This window comes from Pantanalinema rosaneae CENA516, from assembly GCF_050753385.1.
Classification (GTDB): domain Bacteria; phylum Cyanobacteriota; class Cyanobacteriia; order Leptolyngbyales; family Leptolyngbyaceae; genus Pantanalinema; species Pantanalinema rosaneae.
On sequence record NZ_JBLZFZ010000018.1, the window covers coordinates 71989 to 90993 of the forward strand.

17 protein-coding genes are annotated in these 19005 nt (G+C 50.3%); 8 read left to right on the plus strand and 9 right to left on the minus strand.

Annotation, left to right across the window (positions count from 1 at the left end; genetic code table 11):
- Positions 1-6: 6 nt before the first annotated feature.
- On the minus strand, positions 7-1929 hold the full coding sequence (locus tag ACN4EK_RS12820) for a glycoside hydrolase family 10 protein (RefSeq protein WP_431658289.1): 1923 nt from the start codon (positions 1927-1929) through the stop codon (positions 7-9).
- Between ACN4EK_RS12820 and ACN4EK_RS12825 the strand changes: the two genes are divergently transcribed.
- The 3 genes from ACN4EK_RS12825 (at position 1928) to ACN4EK_RS12835 (ending at position 4385) form a co-directional block, all read left to right on the plus strand.
- Positions 1928-2053 carry a hypothetical protein gene (locus tag ACN4EK_RS12825; RefSeq protein ID WP_431658290.1) on the plus strand — a complete coding sequence of 42 codons (126 nt, stop codon included), beginning with the start codon at positions 1928-1930 and terminating at the stop codon, positions 2051-2053. The genes ACN4EK_RS12820 and ACN4EK_RS12825 overlap by 2 nt on opposite strands.
- A 690-nt stretch (positions 2054-2743) precedes the next feature.
- On the plus strand, positions 2744-3067 hold the full coding sequence (trxA, locus tag ACN4EK_RS12830) for a thioredoxin (RefSeq protein WP_431658291.1): 324 nt from the start codon (positions 2744-2746) through the stop codon (positions 3065-3067).
- Between the two features lie 247 nt (positions 3068-3314).
- Positions 3315-4385, plus strand: coding sequence for an LOG family protein (locus ACN4EK_RS12835; RefSeq protein WP_431658292.1), 1071 nt, complete (start codon positions 3315-3317; stop codon positions 4383-4385).
- Between the two features lie 88 nt (positions 4386-4473).
- On the opposite strand, the gene acnB is transcribed toward ACN4EK_RS12835, so the two are convergent.
- Entirely contained in the window at positions 4474-7065 is a 2592-nt protein-coding gene (acnB, locus tag ACN4EK_RS12840) for a bifunctional aconitate hydratase 2/2-methylisocitrate dehydratase (RefSeq protein ID WP_431658293.1), read from the minus strand.
- A 230-nt stretch (positions 7066-7295) separates the two neighbouring features.
- On the opposite strand from acnB, the gene ACN4EK_RS12845 reads away from it, so the two are divergent.
- The gene (locus ACN4EK_RS12845; RefSeq protein WP_431658294.1) at positions 7296-8561 is read left to right on the plus strand and encodes a BMP family lipoprotein; all 1266 of its coding nucleotides are present in this window, start codon (positions 7296-7298) and stop codon (positions 8559-8561) included.
- Positions 8562-8702: 141 nt separating this feature from the next.
- Here the strand turns inward: ACN4EK_RS12845 and ACN4EK_RS12850 are convergent, their stop codons facing one another.
- Entirely contained in the window at positions 8703-9416 is a 714-nt protein-coding gene (locus ACN4EK_RS12850; RefSeq protein ID WP_431658295.1) for a hypothetical protein, read from the minus strand.
- 274 nt (positions 9417-9690) lie between these two features.
- Positions 9691-9819 (minus strand): hypothetical protein, encoded by a 129-nt coding sequence (locus tag ACN4EK_RS12855; RefSeq protein ID WP_431658296.1) that lies wholly within the window; start codon positions 9817-9819, stop codon positions 9691-9693.
- A 124-nt stretch (positions 9820-9943) separates the two neighbouring features.
- Here ACN4EK_RS12855 and leuB point away from each other — a divergent pair, with 124 nt between their 5' ends.
- The 4 genes from leuB to ACN4EK_RS12875 all read left to right on the plus strand — a co-directional run bounded on the left by leuB (position 9944) and on the right by ACN4EK_RS12875 (position 15240).
- The gene (gene leuB / locus ACN4EK_RS12860; protein ID WP_431658297.1) at positions 9944-11032 is read left to right on the plus strand and encodes a 3-isopropylmalate dehydrogenase; all 1089 of its coding nucleotides are present in this window, start codon (positions 9944-9946) and stop codon (positions 11030-11032) included.
- Between the two features lie 338 nt (positions 11033-11370).
- On the plus strand, positions 11371-11634 hold the full coding sequence (locus ACN4EK_RS12865; RefSeq protein ID WP_431658298.1) for a hypothetical protein: 264 nt from the start codon (positions 11371-11373) through the stop codon (positions 11632-11634).
- Between the two features lie 45 nt (positions 11635-11679).
- Positions 11680-12507 (plus strand): prepilin peptidase, encoded by an 828-nt coding sequence (locus ACN4EK_RS12870; RefSeq protein WP_431658299.1) that lies wholly within the window; start codon positions 11680-11682, stop codon positions 12505-12507.
- A 579-nt stretch (positions 12508-13086) separates the two neighbouring features.
- Entirely contained in the window at positions 13087-15240 is a 2154-nt protein-coding gene (locus ACN4EK_RS12875; protein ID WP_431658300.1) for a CHASE2 domain-containing protein, read from the plus strand.
- Here ACN4EK_RS12875 and ACN4EK_RS12880 read toward each other — a convergent pair.
- From ACN4EK_RS12880 to ACN4EK_RS12900, 5 genes are all read right to left on the minus strand, one after another.
- Positions 15237-16121, minus strand: coding sequence for a hypothetical protein (locus tag ACN4EK_RS12880; protein ID WP_431658301.1), 885 nt, complete (start codon positions 16119-16121; stop codon positions 15237-15239). The two genes, ACN4EK_RS12875 and ACN4EK_RS12880, sit on opposite strands and share 4 nt — an antisense overlap.
- A gap of 12 nt (positions 16122-16133) precedes the next feature.
- Positions 16134-16646: a hypothetical protein gene (locus ACN4EK_RS12885; RefSeq protein WP_431658302.1), complete on the minus strand. Its 513-nt coding sequence runs from the start codon at positions 16644-16646 to the stop codon at positions 16134-16136.
- 337 nt (positions 16647-16983) lie between these two features.
- Positions 16984-17274, minus strand: a complete 291-nt coding sequence (locus tag ACN4EK_RS12890; RefSeq protein ID WP_431658303.1) for a hypothetical protein — start codon at positions 17272-17274, stop codon at positions 16984-16986.
- Positions 17275-17357: 83 nt separating this feature from the next.
- Entirely contained in the window at positions 17358-17774 is a 417-nt protein-coding gene (locus tag ACN4EK_RS12895; protein ID WP_431658304.1) for a ribosomal maturation YjgA family protein, read from the minus strand.
- The gene (locus tag ACN4EK_RS12900; protein ID WP_431658305.1) at positions 17771-18958 is read right to left on the minus strand and encodes an aldo/keto reductase; all 1188 of its coding nucleotides are present in this window, start codon (positions 18956-18958) and stop codon (positions 17771-17773) included. The genes ACN4EK_RS12895 and ACN4EK_RS12900 overlap by 4 nt, the downstream gene beginning before the upstream one ends.
- Positions 18959-19005: the final 47 nt, after the last annotated feature.

Consider the following 19005-nt stretch of genomic DNA (forward strand, 5'->3'; position numbering starts at 1 on the left):
AAACGACTAAACGGGCGGACTCCAATTCGCCATAAGGTTTGGGCGCGGCAAGGGGGGCGAGAACAGCGATTTAAAGGCGGCTTTGCGATCGCTCTCTCGCTCTCCAGTCCGGCTCCACAGGGTTTCATAGAAAAAGAATGAAATCCCTTCAAATCCCTGTTGGCGTACTGCCTGTGCTTGCTCTTGCACCCGTTGCACTGGGACAGGTTTATCTTTCAGACCCGTCAAAATTCCTACTCCGGTCGGAATCCGCCGACGGGCATCCTGAAGGGACGGACGCTGTAACTCCGCGATAAAGGACGGTAAACTGTCGCGATAGATTTGGACAAGTAATTCCTCAATTAATCCTTGTTGTTGCCAGGTGGGCCAATCCTGTAATGAATGGTCGTAGGCATAGGGATAGGCATTCGGGGATAACGAGAAAATTACCTGCCGTTTGCGAGCTTTGATCGATTGAAATAATCGCCGGGTAAATTCTGTGATCTTATTGGCTCGCCATTTGACCCAGTCGGGATCACGCGGATCGATCGGGGGCGTTTTGCCGGGATTTTCCTGGGTATAGAGTTGCATGGTGTAGGCATCATAGCCAAAGTCATAGGGTAGCCCGAAGTGATCGTCCAACTGGATGCCATCAATGTCATACTTGTTGACTACTTCCAGCACCAGGTCAAGGATAAACTGCTGCACTTCTGGCTTAAACGGATTCAGCCACACCCGAGGATGAATGCCTTCCATCCAGACCTGGCTATTATCCTGCCGACTGGTTAACCAATCAGGATGCAGTCGGGCGAGTTCGGAGTCCTCTGGAGCCATGAAGCCAAACTCAAACCAGGGAATTACCGCTAACCCACGTTGGTGCCCCTGCTGCACCATCTCAGCTAAGATATCCCGTCCTTGCAACCCGATCGCCTCAGGGCGTGGATCATAGGCAACTCCCATTGTGCGCTGGGCAACGGCACTGGGATATAGAGTATAGCCCCAGTTCCAGACGGCTGGATAAAGAGTATTAAAGTTCAGCTTCGCTAAATCTTGAATGGCATGGCTTAAACGATTGCGATCGAACAAGACATCGCTATCGACATTCGTGATCCATACTCCCCGAATTTCCCGAGTCGGCATCACGGGGACAGGTGGGACTGTCGTATCACTGATAGGCAAAACCACGGTCGCAGGGGGAGGGGTCGCTGCTGGAGTAGGACTTGGTGGTCTAACGATCGGCGGTAAGCTATTGGTTGCGCCATTACTGGCAATATACTGATTGGGAACCAGGGCGGCGGTACTGGGGAGCGCTCGACAGAACAATGCGGCAATTTCCCCCCGAGTAGCTGCCTGATTGGGATTTAGTTTCTTGACATCGGGATAATTGACAATTAAGCGATTTTCTAAAGCCGCCGCAATCGCTGTCCTGGCATAGGCTGGAATACTTTGAGCATCACTGAATACGGCACTCAAATTCTGGGAGGCTGGCTGATTCGCAACCTGACGCAACCCACCGGCTAAAGCCCCGATCGCCTGCACCCGCACAATTTGTTCCGAGGGATTAAACTTGCCACCGGGATAACCCGTTAAAAAGCCAGACTGATAAGTATATTGAATCGCTTTTGTAGCCCAATGATTCGTCGGCACATCCTGAAATTGGATTGGAGAACGGATGCGACCCATGGTGGAAAAGGCACTATCTACCATGACGGCAAACTCTGCCCGAGTCACCGGAGCGTTGGGACGAAAGCTGCCATCGGGATAGCCATTAATTATCCGCTGCTGTGCCAGGGATTCGATACAATTTTGTGCCCAGTGTCCCTGCACATCCTTAAGTTTGGCAGGTGCGGAAACAGATACATCTACCTTAGAACACACCACCATCAGCAACGTGGTGGTAAAGATCATCACCCAGAGGATCCAGACCTGCGATCGACGAAACTTCCACATGCTCAAAAATTCTCTTACTGTCCTCAGCTTTCGCGACTTTCTCTTGGAGATCGGGAAAGAAGCTGTGGCAAAGCAGTATAAACGCGATCGCGGTAATTTAGGCTATTTTCAGCCCAAATACTAGGGTAATCACGGCATCATCATCGATTTGAAACGTTAGAGTCTCACCAGATTGTTGGGTAAAAATTCACTACGGTGAAAATAAATGATTTTGAGAGTAAAAATGCCTCTAATGCCTTCCTAAACGAAAATTGCGTGATTTTTTCAGTTAGATGGGCGGTTGTTTGAACGTTGGGTGGGAATTGAGTTGCGGCAAAAGAATTAGTCCCTGACGATCGTTGTCGAGGTAACAATATGCCCGGATGGTCAGGACTGACAGTGATGCAACCTCACAGGAACAGGATCAATTTTTTGCTCTTATTCCTCTCAATAAAATTTGTCTGACTGTGTATAGAATTATCTCGATGAAGGTTACGAGACTTGTGGATAAAATTCTTAAGACTTTTTCAGGCTTTGTAAGATTGACTGGAAAACCTTGATCGGTCGTCTACAATAAAAGAAGCGGAGACGCATGTTTCCGTTCACTCCTCACACCACACTCCGCCTGAACTTTGGTTCGGGCGGTTCCTTTTTAAAGGAAATTTACCCCGATCGCGAACTGCCCCCAGTTAATCATAAATATGGCAGGAACGCACAGGGTTTTCGATCCGACTCTCAGGAGTGAATTGTGTCTATATGTGTAGGAGTAGCCCCCAGGAGCATTGTTATCGCTATGGTAGAATCTTGTAAAACAGTATAGGCAAGGATTCCGAGCATGTCAGCAGCCGCGCAAGTTACAGATGCCACCTTTAAACAAGAAGTCCTTGAGAGCGAGGTTCCCGTTCTTGTAGATTTTTGGGCACCCTGGTGTGGTCCCTGCCGCATGGTAGCGCCGATCGTCGATGAAATTGCGTCTCAATACGAAGGGCAAGTCAAGGTTGTCAAAGTCAATACTGACGAGAATCCTACCGTTGCTAGCCAATATGGCATCCGTAGTATTCCGACCCTGATGATCTTCAAGGGCGGACAGCGGGTGGATATGGTGGTGGGTGCAGTGCCCAAAACCACCCTGTCCAGCACTCTGGAAAAATACCTCTAATCTCATGCCTTCTGGATCTGAACCATAATAAGCCTACTTTAAGAGTCTGTCTGGTTTTAGGTTGCCGTCCTCATACTCATGGATGACGCAGCTTACAGGCTTTGATTGAGTCCTTTCGCTAAATTAGTTCAGTTTCCAGACGCCTCGGATAACGATCGAGGCGTTTTTTCGTCGCTTGGTAACAGCGCTCAGCGTTTGTGTACCCGGAATCTCGATACAATAGGATGCTGCCAGTCTGGAGGAATGCATGACTTCATCTCCGTCGTTTGACACTTCTGAGTCACTCCATGCGGACGTGATGAAGTTGCTCGATCGCCTACCTCATACCAAACATGGAGAGCTGATTCAGTTAGCTCTATCTACACTGGTGCAAATGGCGGACTGTGAGATCGATCGCCTGGACTGGAAAATTTTGAATGCCTCATTGCAGGATATGGAACGGGCATTCAAGACCTTTTACCATTACCGCCATATTCGCAAAATCGCGATCTTTGGTTCGGCTCGCGTTGCCCCCGACACGGAAGAATATCAAATGGCGGTTGAGTTTGCCCGCCAGATTACCGAACTCGGCTTTATGGTAATCACGGGAGCAGGGGGCGGCATTATGCAAGCCGGAAATGAGGGAGCAGGAGCCGATAAATCCTTTGGGCTGAACATCCAACTGCCCTTTGAACAAGGAGCCAACCCCTTTATCGAAGGCGATCGCAAGTTGATTCCGTTCAAATATTTCTTCACCCGCAAACTATTTTTCCTGCGAGAAAGTGATGCGTTAGCGCTATTTCCGGGTGGCTTTGGCACCCAGGATGAGGCTTTTGAATGTATTACTTTAAGCCAAACCGGGAAATCATCCCCCATGCCCCTGGTGTTAATCGACAAACCCGGTGGCAATTACTGGCATGACTGGAACGATTACATTCACAAGCAACTGATGAAGCGCGGCTTAATTAGCCCAGACGACTCTAGTTTATATACGATTACCGATCGCATTGATGTGGCGTGTGAGGCGATCGCGACGTTTTACAGTGTGTTTCATTCCTGCCGTTATGTTGGCAATCGCTTAGTGCTTCGGCTCAACTGCGAACTCTCGGATGAGGATGTGGAATTTCTGAATCAGAACTTTAGCGATGTTCTCGTGAAAGGGCGGATCGAAAAAAGTCATGCCCTGCCCCAGGAAGCCCAGGATATGACGGTTGGACTCTCTCGGTTAGTCATGCAATTTAACCAACGCGATCTGGGTCGGCTGTATCAAATGATCGGTGCTATTAATCGCCTGGGCAGTTGCCGTCTCACGAAAGTCAACCATCCTGAACGCAAGTAACTGGCTCGTCTTTTCCAGGTTGGCGATCGTAGAGGCGGATGCAGTTCATCCTCTGCTTGCCGCCCCTACTGCTAAGGGATAAGTTTAACTAACTGATAGTTGCTGCCAGATTAGCCTCCTCCTCTTTGGGTAGCACGCGACCTTCATCGGTAAATCCAGCGATTTGGTCGAAGTTGAGGTAGCGGTATAGATCACCCGCAAAGGGATCAATCTTCTTAGTGACGATTTCCAGGTACTCCTCGACGCTGGGAATCCGACCTAAGAGGGCACAGACCGCCGCCAGTTCTGCTGAACCGAGGTAGACTTTGGCATCCTTACCCATCCGGTTATTGAAGTTACGGGTGGAGGTGGAAAATACGGTCACACCATCAGCGACTCGGGCCTGATTGCCCATACAGAGGGAACATCCCGGCATTTCGGTTCTGGCTCCGGCGGCGGCAAAAATGCCATAGTAGCCTTCTTCCCGCAGTTGCTTTTCATCCATGCGAGTGGGGGGGCAAATCCACAGGCGGACTTTAACGGGACCTGCCCCTTCCAAGACTTTGGCGGCAGCGCGATAGTGTCCAATATTGGTCATGCAAGACCCGATGAACACTTCATGGATTGGATCACCGGCACATTCCGACATTAGTTTGATATTGTCTGGATCGTTCGGTGCAGCGACCAATGGTTCCTTCACCTGATCAAGATCGACTTCAATCACATCGGCATAGTCCGCGTCAGCATCACCGGACATTAGGGTAGGATTGGCTAACCACTGTTCCATCTTGGCAACCCGCCGCAGAATAGTCCGCGCATCGCCATACCCGCGTGCCACCATATTTTTCAGCAGAGCCACGTTCGATCGCAGGTATTCTGCTACTGTTTCGGGACTAAGTTTGATCGTGGAACCAGCACAGGAACGTTCCGCTGTGGCATCCGTGAGTTCAAAGGCTTGTTCAAGTTTCAGATCAGGCAACCCTTCCATTTCCATGATTCGCCCAGAGAAGACATTCTGTTTATTTTGCTTCTCGATCGTCAGTTTGCCTTGCTGCATCGCCACATAGGGGATGGCATTCACGACATCCCGCAGGGTCACTCCCGGTTGCAATTTGCCTTTGAACCGAACTAGGACTGACTCCGGCATATCCAACGGCATTACCCCCAAAGCTGCCGCAAAGGCAACTAACCCCGACCCAGCCGGGAAGGAAATTCCCAGGGGGAAGCGGGTATGGGAGTCTCCGCCTGTGCCAACGGTATCGGGCAACAACATGCGGTTGAGCCAGGAGTGAATGATGCCATCCCCCGGTCGCAACGACACCCCACCGCGAGAGGTGATGAAGTCGGGTAGTTCTTTATGTGTACCGATGTCTACGGGTTTGGGGTACGCGGCTGTATGACAGAAGCTTTGCATCACCAAATCGGCTCCAAACCCCAGACACGCCAGTTCTTTCAATTCGTCGCGGGTCATGGGACCAGTCGTATCCTGGGAACCCACGGTCGTCATCACTGGTTCACAGTATGTACCGGGACGAATTCCGGGTAAACCGCAGGCTTGCCCCACCATTTTTTGTGCCAGGGTAAAGCCTTTTCCAGTATCGTCGGGCATTTGGGGACGGGTAAAGATCGGGCTAACGCCTAATCCCATTGCCGTCCGAGTTTTGTCCGTCAACGTGCGTCCAATCAGGAGGGGAATGCGTCCACCCGCCCGGACTTCATCCAAAATGGTATCGGGCTTGAGTTTGAAGGTGGAAATCACGTCGCCCGCTTCATTCGTGATCTCGCCTTTGTAGGGATAGATGGTAATTACATCCCCGGTTTCCAGGCGGGAAACATCACATTCGATCGGGAGCGCTCCCGAATCCTCCGCCGTATTGAAGAAAATGGGCGCGATTTTGCCACCGAGAATATAGCCGCCCGATCGCTTATTGGGCACACAGGGAATGTCTTGTCCGATATGCCATAACACCGAGTTAATCGCTGACTTGCGGGAAGAACCTGTGCCCACCACATCACCGACATAGGCAACTGGATGCCCTGTTTGTTTCAGTTCCGCGATCGTTTGCAGTCCTCCCGGCATCCGACTTTCCAGCATCACCGTGGCATGAAGCGGAATATCGGGGCGAGTGGTGGCGTGGGGAGCAGGAGACAAATCATCCGTATTGGTTTCACCGGGAACCTTGAAGACAGTGACCGTAATCGATTCCGGTAGTTCTGGACGGCTGGTAAACCAGTCGGCATTTGCCCAGGACTCCAATACTTGCTTGGCAGAGGCATTGCCCTGTTCTGCCAATTCCAGCACATCATGAAAGGCATCGTACACCAGCAAGGTTTTACTCAATGCGGCAACGGCTGTAGCGGCAATCTCGGCATCCGGCGAGTGCAACAGATCGATCAAAGATTGCACATTGTAGCCGCCCATCATCGTACCGAGCAGTTCTACAGCGTATTTTGGCGAGACAAGGGGACTGGTGACTTCCCCTTTGGCGATCGCGGTTAAAAATCCCGCTTTGACATACGCCGCTTGATCCACTCCAGGGGGAACGCGATCGCGTAATAACTCCACTAAAAATGCTTCTTCTCCCGTGGGTGGAGCCTTAAGTAACTCTCCCAACTCCGACATTTGTTGGGCGGTTAAGGGTAACGGCGGAATTCCCAGAGCCGCGCGTTCAGCAACGTGTTGACGATAGGATTCAAGCATGGTCTAACATCCCTACGGAAGATCACTGGTTCAGGAGTGGTTGAATTGATCTGGGGAACAGGTTAACCCCAACTGCAAAAGCGTACTCTTGCCAAACTCCCCTTGCAGTTGGCAATGATACCTGTTGTTCCGATCCTCCATCTACCTCTATTTTGTCTTATCCCGACCGTCAGGCGTGATACAGTTCGTTGTTCCGCGATCGCCGTAGGTTAAAGTCAGGTGTAAAGGGAGTGAATGGAGAAAAAGTGTTAAATCGCCGTTGTTGGAGTTTATTGTCCGCCTGTTGTCATCGCTGGTCGCCGATCGTCGTACTAGGGCTAATCCTGGCAGCCTGTAGTCCGACCGCTACGAACGCTCCATCGCCAACCCAATCCCCAACGACATCCAATGGGAATGCCCTGACGATCGGGATGATTTTGGTAGGCCCCAAGAATGATGCGGGTTGGAATCAAGCCCATTATGAGGGGATTACTGCCGTGACGCAGCAAATCCCAGGAACCAAACTGGAATATGCCGATAAGGTGAACCCTGCCGATCGTCCGAATGTCACTGGTGTACAGGTGGCAGATGAATTAATTGCCAAAGGGGCAAAACTGATTATTTTTAACTCCGATGACTTTAAGGATGATGCCCTGGAAACCGCCAAGAAACATCCCGATGTGGCGATCGTCCATGCTTCAGGAGACTATGCCTGGAAAGAGGGTAAAAACTACAAAAACCAGCCCAATTTAAGTAATGTCATGGGGCGGATGGAGTATGGCAAGATGATTGCCGGATGTGCGGCGGCGTTGGGGTCGGAAACCGGAAAAATTGGCTATCTGGGTCCTTTGATTAATGATGAAACGCGCCGTTATGTTTCCTCCGCTTACCTGGGAGCGAAATACTGTTGGGAAACCTATCGCCAGAAACCCGCCCAGAGTTTAGACTTCAAAGTCACCTGGATTGGCTTCTGGTTTAATATTCCGGGTAAAACACTGGATCCCACCAAAGTTGCCGATGATTTTTACAACGGTGGTTATGACGTGGTGATGAGCGGCATTGATACGCCAGAGGTGGCGGTGCAAGGGAAGAAGGCGGCGGCGGCGGGTAAACCCGTTAAGTTTGTTCACTATGATCTGAAAACCGGGTGTGATCTGGCTCCGGATATTTGTCTGGGAGTACCGTTCTATAACTGGGCGCTACCCTACGGTGATTTGGTGCAACAAACGATCGCTGGCAAGACCCCCAATCAATTTATTTGGCTGGGGCCCGACTGGAAGGATATTAATTCTGATAGCTCGATGATCGGCTTTCTGCCCGGTAAAGCGATGGGTGACAACCAGCAGTATATTGATACCTTCATCAAAGGGTTGGGCGATGGCAGTGTTAATCTGTTCAAAGGACCGATCGCCTTTCAAGATGGGTCTACCTTTTTGAAGGATGGCGAGGTGGCAACCGATCAACAAATTTGGTATCTGCCACAATTACTCCAGGGCATGACTGGTTCCAGAAGTTAATTGGATTCTCCCAGCCGTAAAGGTAAGTAATCATGAAAATGGCGCTGATGACTGAATGTTTGAGATAAGCCAGATCATCAGCGCCGGAGCGATTAACTTACGGTTTAAGAGAATGGTGAACTGGCAGAGCCAAGCTGCCGATTAAGCTTTCGCCTTGTCCTTCAGCTTCTTACCACCAAACAGGGCGCCACCCGCCGCGATCGCACCCAGGATGGTTGCGGGTTCGGGAACGGCTTCACTATTGCTGGTCACGCCACCTAAAACCTTATCACTGCCGCCACCCGCATTCACTTGTTGGAAGCGAGCCACTGCTCCAAGGGTGCCATTGGTGAAACCAGCCAAGAAGTCACTCTCAACCTGGGCAGCACTGAGACTGCTGTTCAACAAGAAGCTGACCATTGTGGTTTGACCTGCGGTGAGTCCATTGTTGGCGTTACCACCAGCAAAAGAGTTTCGAGGAGTGCTAACACCAAGATCAAAAGTACCGAAGGGCTGTAGAGCAACATTTTGCCAAGACTTAGTGAAGTTGCTGCTGCCAGCGCTAAAGCTGTTAAAGGTAACGCCAGAAACCACATCAAAGGCAAAGCCCACTAAGGTAGCGCTGGTTGCACCCAGTCCAACGGTTCCGTTGGTGGTATTCGTCAAATTGAGGTTTAGACGGACTAAATTGTTAGCCTCTTGAACGAAATTGAAATTGAGATCTGCCGTCGCTCCGGTGTTTTCTGTGCTGCCAAATTGCGGATTGAAAGAGATGGTGAATGCTTCAGCCGGTTTTGCCATAGCTAAAGACGCGGTGAGCGCAACACCAGCAGCCAGAGCAGAAAGAGGCAGGGAAGCAGAAAGAGCGCGTTTCATCAGTAACTCCGGGTGAATTCCTTATATTTGTAGCTTAGTAGACATTATTCACGGACACCTGAGGGATTACACGTAGAACACTCATACTTCATGGACAGTTTAAAAACGGGATATTTTATTTAAGTTTTGACTTTATCAATCTCTAAAATGCCTGATGTAAGCGATCTTCAAAAGTTTATAGACTGATCTAATAATTAATTAAATCTAGCTTTTTATATCTAAAAAGATTAAATAGAATTAGGGTGATTTTTATTACTAGCTAAAGTGATCCTAATCACAGGTGAGGTTGATACCCATCACTTAACCCCGTGGCTGACTCGGTATAGGCAATCGCCGCTGCCATCGGTGCAGTCACGCGATCGACCGTTGCTGTCGCGATCGCAGGAACGTATAGATCCAACATGCCCTGATGCTGCCACCCAGCGATCGCTTCAGTATCGCTTTGGCTGTACCGCTTCCAGGGTATGATGGTTGACTCAGCCTTAGTTGATTTATCTGCACTGTTCAGACATTTGTAGCCGCATTCTATGACTCAGCAATACCGCATCACGCTGCTTCCGGGCGATGGCATTGGGCCCGAAATTATGGCAGTTGCCGTCGAAGTCCTGAACGTGATTGGTCAACAATTTGATCTGGCATTTGAGTTTCAGGAAGCCCTGGTTGGTGGCTCCGCGATCGATGCGGAAGGTGAACCCTTACCGGCGAAAACGCTGGAACAGTGTAAAACCAGTGATGCCGTGTTACTCGCTGCGATCGGGGGCTATCAGTGGGATACCTTACCTCGCCATCTGCGTCCAGAAACGGGACTGCTAGCACTGCGATCGGGTCTGAGTTTGTTTGCTAACCTGCGTCCCGCCCAAATTCTGCCACAATTAATTGATGCCTCCAGCTTGAAGCGCGAAGTGGTGGAAGGCGTAGACATTATGGTGGTGCGCGAATTAACGGGTGGGATTTATTTCGGTCAGCCTCGAGGGGTGTTCTCCACGGAATCTGGTGAACAACGGGGTGTTAACACGATGGCATACACCGACTCGGAAATCGATCGCATTGGTCGAGTTGCCTTTGAAACAGCTCAGAAACGCCGCAAAAAGCTTTGTTCCGTAGATAAAGCCAATGTGCTGGAAGTCTCACAACTCTGGCGCGATCGCATCACCGCTTTGGCAGCAGAGTATCCCGATGTGGAACTGTCACACATGTATGTAGATAACGCCGCCATGCAACTGGTGCGTAATCCCAAACAATTCGACACGATCGTCACCGGAAACTTGTTTGGCGACATTCTCTCGGATGCGGCAGCGATGTTAACCGGGAGTATTGGCATGTTGCCGTCTGCCAGTATGGGAGTGGCGGGAACCCCCGGCTTATTTGAACCCGTCCACGGCTCTGCCCCTGACATTGCCGGACAGGATAAAGCCAATCCATTAGCCCAGGTACTCAGTGCTGCCATGATGCTGCGCTATGGTTTAGACCAACCAGCTGCCGCCGATCGCATCGAGCAAGCGGTCATGCAAGTGTTGGATCAAGGCTATCGCACAGGCGATATTTGGTCGGAAGGCATGACGGCTGTAGGGTGTAAAGGAATGGGCGAAGCGCTACTCAACATCCTGAACCAGTAAGGACTGGAAAGTAAATAACCTGTAAACAGGTGTCAGCGTCTTGCGCCCTCATCCCCAACCCTTCTCCCTAGGGAGAAGGGAGCCAGAGAGCAATTCCCTCTCCTGGGGGAGAGGGCTAGGGTGAGGGCTAAAGATTGCCACTTAAAGAATCCACGCTCCTAAACGTCTGCCGCGCACCATAACCGATCCGCAGTGAACCATTTATGGATTTATGGAGGCTCAGTTTCTGATCACTACTAATTTTCGATCTCAAGTGTTCCCTATCGTCACATTTCTTTAACTCCATCAAAAGGAGAGCGACTATACTAAAGTCGAGCAAAATTCATGGGGTACATTCGGTGGTATACGTTTCACAAAAGCAAACCGCTAGCCCGTCTGAAGACACGGATTTTAGTGTTCTGCTTGATCCTTCCCTGATTCGATCGGCACGGCTAATCTACACAACTTATTATGAAGTGCATCCAGAGTTAATTCAGAATCCTTTAGGAGTGGCGATCGATCGGTTCACTCACCGGGGCAAGCTGATCTTTGCTGGTAAGCCTGTCCTATTACCGCAAGAGTGTTTTATTCCGTTCAGCTTGATCGAAGCTGATTTGTATTAAGGGGTTGGGGGCTAGGCTCTTAGCCCCGTCTCCCTCATTCCCGATATGGATACTTTAATCATTGGGCTAGTCTTTCTGATTGTGTTTGCCCTGGGTGCGGCGATCGGCAGTTTTTTGAATGTCGTCATCTATCGTCTGCCTGCTGGGATATCCCTGCTGTATCCACCCTCTCGCTGTCCCAAATGCCTGCATCGGTTAAGCAAGCATGAGAATGTGCCTGTGTTGGGATGGCTATGGCTGAAGGGTCGCTGTGCCCATTGTCGAACCCCAATTTCGATTCGCTATCCTCTGGTAGAGGCGGCAACGGGGCTGGGGTTTGTGCTGATTTTTGGGTTGTTTGACCTATCGTGGCAAACGTTCGGCTATTGGGCGTTATTTAGCTGGTTGCTGGCATTGTCCCTAATTGACCTGGATACCATGACCTTACCCAACCCCTTGACGCAATCCGGCTTAGTGGTAGGGCTGGGGTATCAGGTTGTGTTAGGGTTTCTGGTCAGTGCGAGTCTGGCAGGGGTCGTGACCCAACTGATGACGGGCGTGATCGGTGCCGTGGTGGGGCTGTGGTTGTTAGAAATGATTGCGATCGTCGGTTCAGTGATTTTAGGTCAAACGGCGATGGGTGCCGGGGATGCCAAACTCGCTGCCATGATGGGAGCCTGGTTAGGTTGGAAATATTTGCTTCTAGCCGGATTCCTTGCCTGTGCGGTAGGGGCATTTGCGGGAGGAGCCGCGATCTCGTTTGGCTGGCTCGATCGGCGACATCCCATGCCCTTCGGGCCGTTCCTAGCCCTGGGTGCGATGATTGCCGCCTGTTGGGGAGAAGCCCTATTGTCTCTATACCAGCAGATCTTTTTCCCCCTGGCTGGAGGCTGAAGTAACGGGTTGGTTTTCCCTAGTGCAGTATCAACGAGTCTTCTGTGCATCGCGCAACGCTGCCCTCACCCTAGCCCTCTCCCACAGGAGCTACGGTGTACACACAAGTCGAGCCTGACTTCGTTTGCATTCTTTTAGCCCCCTAAATCCCCCAATTTTGGGGGACTTTGAGCGACTCTGGTTCCCCCCAGAATTGGGGGGTTAGGGGGGCAGAATGCAGGGTCTCCAGGTTACAGAGAAGATGTGTGGACACCGTAGCTCCCACAGGAGAGGGAACAAAAACTAATCGATTCCGTTCTTTCTGTGGGAGAAAGATGGGTCACAGGAGGTTGCGAGTTCGTCAACTAGCTTGCTGTCACCCGCCCTCATCGCCTTCAAATCGGATGGTGATATGTCACAATCGTTAGAAGGAAAGCAGACCACGTACCTTTGCCTACACTGTGTTGTGGCATGAATCGTGGTTACTTGGCAATCGGTACATGCATCATGGCAACTGCCTGACACGCTGCCATTACCTGTAAGGCTCAACTGTTCGCCGCTTCTAACCTTGGGAACATTCAACCAATCATCCTAGGCTGCATGTTGGGAATTCTGCTGAACGATCGCTACAAAATTATTCGCGGCTTGGGTAGCGGCGGTTTTGGGCAAACGTACCTGGCAGAGGATATTCGGCAGCCTGGTCGTCCTCGATGTGTGGTGAAACAATTTCAACCCGCCAGTCAGGATAGTAAGTTTCTGGCGGTGGCTCGGCGGTTGTTTTTGAATGAGGTGGAAACCCTCAGAAAACTGGGTAGCCACGATCGCATTCCGACACTGCTAGATGACTTCGAGGAAGATCAACAGTTTTTTCTGGTACAGGAATACATTGAGGGACACCCCTTAAGCGAAGAATTAGCCATCAAGCGCAAACTACCGGAACCCGAGACGATCGCCTTAATGCGGGATGTGCTGGAAGTTTTGGAGTTTGTGCATCGCCACCATGTTATCCATCGGGATATTAAACCGGGAAATCTGATGCGGCGGCGGCAGGATGGCAGAATTGTCCTGATTGATTTCGGAGCGGTGAAGGAAATTCAGACCCAACTGACGGCGATCGAGCCGGGGCAAACTAGCCTCACGGTTGGCATTGGCACTCAGGGCTATGGTGCCAGTGAACAACTGATGGGCAAGCCCCGCTACAGCAGTGATGTCTATGCTCTGGGGATGACCGCCATTCAAGCTTTGACGGGCATTCATCCCTCCCAACTCCCCGCTCATCCCGATACGGCGGAAGTGATCTGGCGCGATCGGGCACAGGTTAGCCCCTGGTTAGCCAGCATCCTCGATCGCATGGTGCGGTTTCACTTCACTTATCGATACCAGTCGGCAACGGAGGTGTTGCGGGCACTGGATCAAACCACTGAAGAACTGGTGACGGAAGCCCCAGTAGATGAAACGCTCGTGCCTACGACCCTGTTTCCCGAGTATCCTGATCCGGTGGTTGAATCCCCAGAAACTCCGGCGATTGTTGCGCCCAGGCGATGGCATCCAGCAACCGTAGCAACTTTAGTTGTAGGAATTGCCAGTGCAATGATGACTGGGTTAGTGGTAGGTCTACGCGAACTGAGTTGGCTCCAACCGCTTGAATTAACGGTCTATGATCACATGGTACAGTTTGCCCCCGACCCCGGCATCGACTCGCGGTTACTGATTGTGGGCATTACGGAAACGGATATTCAAACACTGCGCCAATTTCCGATCGCCGATCGCACCCTAGCTCAGTTACTTAAGACGTTGAAAACCTATCAACCTCGGGCGATCGGGGTTGATCTACTGCGGGATATTCCCCAACCACCGGGTACTTCAGAGTTACTGACAGAACTTCAGGCTCCCCAGGTGATTTCGATTACAAATTTGGGGGGTGCCGACAATCCGCCCACGCCGCCACCGCCGGGTGTATCAGCGAAACAGATCGGGTTTAACGATCTGGTGCTGGATCCGGATGGGGTAGTGCGGCGGAATTTAATCTTTGCCGATCATGAAGCCACTTCATTTCATTCCTTTGCGACCCGACTGGCGTTGCTGTATTTAGCTCAGGAAGAGATTCGCTTCATTGGTGATCCAACGGATCCAGAGCGGGTTACATTGGGAAAAGCCACGCTGCAACCATTAATGCCCGATTCTGGTGGTTATCAAACGATCGACGATCGGGGCTACCAAATTTTGCTGGATTATCGCAGTCGGCATGTGGCGCGGCAGGTCAGTTTAGGCGATGTGATGGCAGGCAACGTTGATCCGGAGTGGATTCGGGATAAAGCCGTATTGATTGGCACGACGGCAATTAGTGGCAAGGATTTGTTCTTCACTCCCTATAGTGCGGCGGAGACGGAAACCGCCCGGATGCCAGGGGTAATGATTCACGCCCAAATTCTCAGTCAGTTTCTCGGTGCTGCGTTAGATGGGCAACCCCTATTTTGGTTCTGGTCGAATCAACTGGAAATTTTGTGGATTGGATTCTGGGCAGTGGCTGGCGGCGTATGTGCCTGGTGGTTGCGCCATCCGATCCTGTTGGCGATCGGGGAAACAATCTTGTTAGTTGGTTTAAGTGGAATGGGATATGGCTTATTTTTGCAACGGGGGTGGGTGCCGATCGCGGCTCCAGCGATCGCCATTCTGACCACAGGCGGGATTGTGGTTGCCTATCGAGCCTATGGCATGGACAAAGCCGCGATCGGGGATTCAACCAAGGCTTAAATTTCGGCGTAAGCCCGTTCTACCAACCGACGCGCTAGAGTTTGCACACCAGTATGCCGATAGTACTTAACGTTCATATCGAGCAAGGCTCCAACGTAATCGGCTTTGTCGTCTGTAAAGTCAATAAAGCCTTTGAGTCCACCGAGCAAACGCTCCCGTGTCACCCCTTTGGAAGCAACGAAGTTAGTCATCCAACCTTTCACCGAGTCAAAGCTTTGGGTGATGAAGCCTAATTGAGCCGTGGGATTGCCACCGGGAATTAAGTCTTTCACACCATTAAAGGTTTGGTTGCCTGCTAACTCCGCCGGATTCGTGCCTTGCAGCATCTCCAACGTTTTACCCGCAAACTCGGGACCTAAGGGAATAATGCCATCGAAGCAAACCAGGGCTGCCATCCGCATTAGCGACTCACCACTATAGTCCCCCAGGGCGGCCAGAAAATCTCCCACACTATCGCCAGGGATGCCGTTGATTTGGCAGAAGGCAACAATTTCAGCTACCAACTTCACACCCAGGTCAATACTTTGGGCTTTCTCAGGTTTGGGCGTAATGTTTTTCAAAAAGCCAAGAAAGGTATCCTGTCCGATGCGATTGGCTAATGCAGCGGTTCCCAACATGCCCGAAGCCGAATCAACCGTGTCATACAGCCACATGGCTCGTTGGTAGCCTTGCGATTTATCGTTATACAACGTGACTGCCCGTTCGCCAATTTGTTGAATCAGGCTTTCATCGGTTTCACCGGTGACGGTGCGAATGGTGTGATCGAAACCGACAATATTTTGCCATTGCCCAGGTAGCAAGAAATCCAGGGAATTCAGTGCCATGACTGTAATTCCGCCTTTGGGGAGTTCATCTACCAACTCAAATATTGCTTTGCTCACAATTGAGTCTCCTTATTTGAGGCGTTCTAAGCCGTTTAAGTTAAATTTGGCAATCCAGGCTGCTCGATCCTGTGGAGTAAACGATGGATCGCGGGAACTGACTTTGACTTGATAGCGATCGTTGACCAGAATCCCCGTGGTATTGCTGCCCTGCTCAACCGTGGGATAGCCGGAAATCTGTTTGGTACTGTTCTGATACTTTGCGGCGGCTGATGGCACACTGCTAGTATCATTAATCGACAGCATGGCAACATTTTTGCCACCCTGGTTGACTTTGTATTCCGCAAAGCCTTTCTTCTCTTGAGCGGGCACAATTTGATAACCCGGCACTGATTTCGGGAAGAACTTATTAAATTCACTACCCTGAACTGCGTCTTTGGCAACGGCGGGGGCAGCATCTCGACGGCTCGTTTCCTGTTGCACCTGGTCATACCGGGATGGGGCTTCGGGCGCACAGGCAGATACCAGCAATAACAAACTGAGAAAAATCGGGGCAAGAATCCTACGCCAACGGGGGGAAATCATTAATTGTCTCCTGCGACGAAATGGACTTACTCGAATCTTGTCGTAGATTAAGCGATTCTGTAGCAAACTACGCAAAAAATTAAGGTAAACCAGGATTTTGCGCGACTACCGCAAGGACGAATTCTAGAATGCCACCCTGACTCGCCTACATCCTATCTAAAGGAATGAGAATGAAATAACTTGAACAACTTTAACCTGCTACCTGTACGGGCGCGGCATACCCTGCGGGAAGCCAGCTATGGCAAAGACTTCTGAGGCGATCGCAAAGACTTTTTACCGAATGCCACGCCCCTACGCCAAGCATTACACTTGAATAAATCCCCGTTCCTTAGGAAGCTTACGATCGTGACTGGATATAGTCAGCCACCATATTCCTCAGCTCTTGGATACTGGCAGTCAGCGTAGCGATCTGTTCTCTGTTCGCTTCAATCTGGTGAGTATGGGCTTCAATCTGTCGAGTATTTGCTTCAATTTGTTGGGCGTTGACAGTCTGTTGGGCGCTAATGCGGTCTAAGTTGGCATTAATACGGCTGAACTCGTTATCGTGCCGGACACTAGCAGTAGCGAGTTCCAGCATTAGAGCCTCAATGCGATCGAGGCGGCTACCATTCTCATTCCCTTGAGACATTGCTTGACAATTTGGTATAGGGTAATTGACTTACTGTGGCTGAATTTTAGCGTTAATTTTGCTCAATTTATCAGATTTTGCGGTTAACGATCGGCTAATTTTTTCAACGATCGTACCCCTACCCAACCGAGCAAACTACCGACAAAGTAAGCTGGAAAATCTGACAACGAAAAGGTATTTCCTAATACTAAGCGTCCGGGTAAAGTAGTCCGAATCGCTTGCAAAAATGGCGGTGTCCAAAGTTGCAGGAATTCGATCGCACAGGTGGCGAGACAAACGGCGATCGCTACTTTAGCAATGGAAAATTTGGGAAACAGAAAGATCACTAATAAAATCCAAAACATCTCATAGGCAACGCTCCCGAAAAAATCACCCAATCCTGCCTGGGTTGCCTGGGAAAACCGAATGAAATAGCCCAATGGCACAATTACGATCATGCTGATTAGCAGAATCAGGCGATAGCGAAAATCAGGATGATAGGGAGAAAGCGGAAAAGTCATGTGGATTGTTGGGATAATCGTCGGAGTTCCTGTCCCCCCAATAATTCATGGGTTTCTATTAGGAATTGAGGAATTTTATCGGCATGGGGACTTTGGCTTAAACAAGCTTGCAAGGCAGCGGAATCAATATCAGTTGCCTGGACACCGGGAAACCAATGACCGCCATTTCCCAGTAGGCTGTAACGCATTTTGGCATAATCAACCATGTCATAGGCGATCGCTAAATTGCGTAACCACAAAATCACTCGAAGATTCAAGCCACCCGGAGTTTGATCGACCGGAGGTAATCCGACATGCCAGGTGTGATACCAGTCTGCTCCTAACCGCTCGATCGCGGCTTGTTCTAAACGCTGCAAAATGCTCGGTAAAATTTCATCGGCACGATCGAGCCAAGCCAAGGTTTTCAGATGTTCATCAAAATTCTGGGGATTGGCAGCACCGATACTTAACGTATGAACTTGGGGATGATTTAAACAAAACAAATCATTAAAAACGATCGGGCTTAGTGGTTCACATAATTCTACTAAGCGAGGTGGAGGATTAAATAACAGCCCACCTTTCTCCGTAGGGCTAATAATAAATACCCCCATGTCGTGCCGATTCGCTGCTTCGATCGCTGCCCAATTAGTTTGATTAATGTAGTACCAATGGAGATTGACATAATCAAATTGATCAGTGGCGATCGCCTGCACAATTACCTCCGTTGGCGCATGGGTCGAGAACCCCACAAAGCGAATTTTGCCTGCTTTTTGAAACTGTCGGACTACTTCTAAACAGCCACCCGGTTTTACCGTCCAATCGATTAATTCGGGGGTGTTAATGCCATGAATGCCTAATAGATCGACATAGGGGAGTTGCAAATTTGCCAGGGAAGTTTCTAGCTTAGAGCGAAACTTTTCCGGGTCGGGTTCTGGCGATACTTTGGTTTGCACAATCAAGCGATCGCGGGGAAATTGCGGTAATACTTGCCCCAACTGTAATTCTGAACTCCCATAGCCGCGTGCCGTTTCAATGTGATTAATCCCCACGTCCAGCGATCGGTAGATTGTTGCCGCTAAATTTTCCTGGTTGTCAGCCGGGATGTCTGAGAGCGGGACATCCTGCCACTTGTACTGATACCGCATTCCCCCACAGGAGAACACTGGCATCTGTAATTCAGTTCGTCCAAACCGTCGATATTGCATTCAACTTGCGATCACGAAAGTAAATTGTCCTCCTTTAGTGTAAATCC

Excerpts from the sequence above, each read along its gene's own strand:
- ACN4EK_RS12825 (WP_431658290.1), top strand. The coding sequence starts at position 1,928 with ATGCTCAAAAATTCTCTTACTGTCCTCAGCTTTCGCGACTTTCTCTTG.
- ACN4EK_RS12820 (WP_431658289.1), bottom strand. The coding sequence starts at position 1,929 with ATGTGGAAGTTTCGTCGATCGCAGGTCTGGATCCTCTGGGTGATGATC.
- trxA (WP_431658291.1), top strand. The coding sequence starts at position 2,744 with ATGTCAGCAGCCGCGCAAGTTACAGATGCCACCTTTAAACAAGAAGTC.
- ACN4EK_RS12835 (WP_431658292.1), top strand. The coding sequence starts at position 3,315 with ATGACTTCATCTCCGTCGTTTGACACTTCTGAGTCACTCCATGCGGAC.
- acnB (WP_431658293.1), bottom strand. The coding sequence starts at position 7,065 with ATGCTTGAATCCTATCGTCAACACGTTGCTGAACGCGCGGCTCTGGGA.
- ACN4EK_RS12850 (WP_431658295.1), bottom strand. The coding sequence starts at position 9,416 with ATGAAACGCGCTCTTTCTGCTTCCCTGCCTCTTTCTGCTCTGGCTGCT.
- ACN4EK_RS12855 (WP_431658296.1), bottom strand. The coding sequence starts at position 9,819 with ATGTTGGATCTATACGTTCCTGCGATCGCGACAGCAACGGTCGATCGC.
- leuB (WP_431658297.1), top strand. The coding sequence starts at position 9,944 with ATGACTCAGCAATACCGCATCACGCTGCTTCCGGGCGATGGCATTGGG.
- ACN4EK_RS12870 (WP_431658299.1), top strand. The coding sequence starts at position 11,680 with ATGGATACTTTAATCATTGGGCTAGTCTTTCTGATTGTGTTTGCCCTG.
- ACN4EK_RS12875 (WP_431658300.1), top strand. The coding sequence starts at position 13,087 with ATGTTGGGAATTCTGCTGAACGATCGCTACAAAATTATTCGCGGCTTG.
- ACN4EK_RS12885 (WP_431658302.1), bottom strand. The coding sequence starts at position 16,646 with ATGATTTCCCCCCGTTGGCGTAGGATTCTTGCCCCGATTTTTCTCAGT.
- ACN4EK_RS12890 (WP_431658303.1), bottom strand. The coding sequence starts at position 17,274 with ATGTCTCAAGGGAATGAGAATGGTAGCCGCCTCGATCGCATTGAGGCT.
- ACN4EK_RS12895 (WP_431658304.1), bottom strand. The coding sequence starts at position 17,774 with ATGACTTTTCCGCTTTCTCCCTATCATCCTGATTTTCGCTATCGCCTG.
- ACN4EK_RS12900 (WP_431658305.1), bottom strand. The coding sequence starts at position 18,958 with ATGCAATATCGACGGTTTGGACGAACTGAATTACAGATGCCAGTGTTC.